The sequence below is a fragment of the Kitasatospora sp. MY 5-36 genome, from assembly GCF_001182915.1.
Lineage (GTDB): Bacteria > Actinomycetota > Actinomycetes > Streptomycetales > Streptomycetaceae > Kitasatospora.
Window position 1 is genome coordinate 1 of sequence record NZ_LFVW01000003.1, and the last position, 1,192, is coordinate 1,192.

The following is a 1,192-nucleotide window of genomic DNA, read 5'->3' on the forward strand; positions in this document are numbered from 1 at the left end:
GCTGCGATGGTGCCGCACCGGCGAGGTGCGGAGGGGCGTCCCGCCGAGAGCCGGCGAGCCCGCCCGAATGCGGCCTGCGATGGTGCCGCACCAGGATGGTGGGGAGCGACCGGCACGGACGACGGCCTGCCAGGCGTCGGCCGCGATGCTGCGATGGTGCGGAGCGAGCCGGCTGGGCGTCCGGGGCGGTGGAGCGCGAGCAGAAGCTGCGATGGTGCCGCACCGGATGGTAAGGAGTGACCCCGGTGGAGACCGCGGGAGGTCAGTCTCAGGACCGGCCTGCGGTGGTGCCGCACCGAAGTGGTGCGGAGGCGCCTGCTTCTCCCAGCCCTTGGGGTTCGGGTCGTAGGTCCTGCGATAGTGCCGCACCGGCGAGGTGCGGAGGAGCTCACGCTCGGCCTGCCGGCCGGGCACTCGATCACCGTGCTGCGATGCTGCCGCACCGGAAGGATGCGGAGAAGCTGCTGATTGCTCCGTGAACTTCAAGCCAGGTACGGGCCTGCGATACTGCCGCACGCAGATGGTGCGGAGCGACGAGCCCCGCTGGTGTCCATCACCATGGAGTAGTCGGCCCTGCGATGGTGCCGCATCGAAGTGGTGCGGAGCGACCCGGCACGTGGAGACGTCCGGGACGATCCCGGAGTGCCTGCGATGGTGCCGCACCGGGGTGGTGCGGAGCGATGGCGGCGTCAAGGCCGATCCCGCCCAGGGTCAGCAGCTGCGATGGTGCCGCACCGGGGTGGTGCGGAGCGATGCCGATGGCGTCGGGCCCGCGCGCCCCACGGACGAGCTGCGATGGTGCCGCACCGGGGTGGTGCGGAGCGATACGACATTCGACACGAAGCGCGAGGCACTGCTCGTCGCGCTGCGATGGTGCCGCACCGGGGTGGTGCGGAGCGATGTGGCTGGTTGACGGTCAGGTCCCAGCCGCCGTCGAGGCTGCGATGGTGCCGCATCGGGATGGTGCGGAGCGACTGGCCGGCTCGGAACTGGCCGGCGAACGCGGCAGAAGCTGCGATGGTGCCGCACCGGGATGGTGCGGAGCGACCGGGCCCGGCCTCGCACCGGAGCGGCCAACCTTCACGCTGCGATGGTGCCGCACCGGGATGGTGCGGAGCGACGAGGTGGGCGAGCATGCTGCAGACGCGCCAGCCGATGCTGCGATGGTGCCGCACCGGGATGGTGCGGAGCG

The 1,192-nt window shown here is 71.7% G+C and carries 1 protein-coding gene; it reads left to right on the forward strand.

Going from position 1 to position 1,192, the window contains the following annotated elements:
- Nucleotides 1–616: 616 nt before the first annotated feature.
- Nucleotides 617–913, forward strand: a complete 297-nt coding sequence (locus AE652_RS00265; protein ID WP_049648995.1) for a hypothetical protein — start codon at nucleotides 617–619, stop codon at nucleotides 911–913.
- Nucleotides 914–1,192 lie beyond the last annotated feature (279 nt).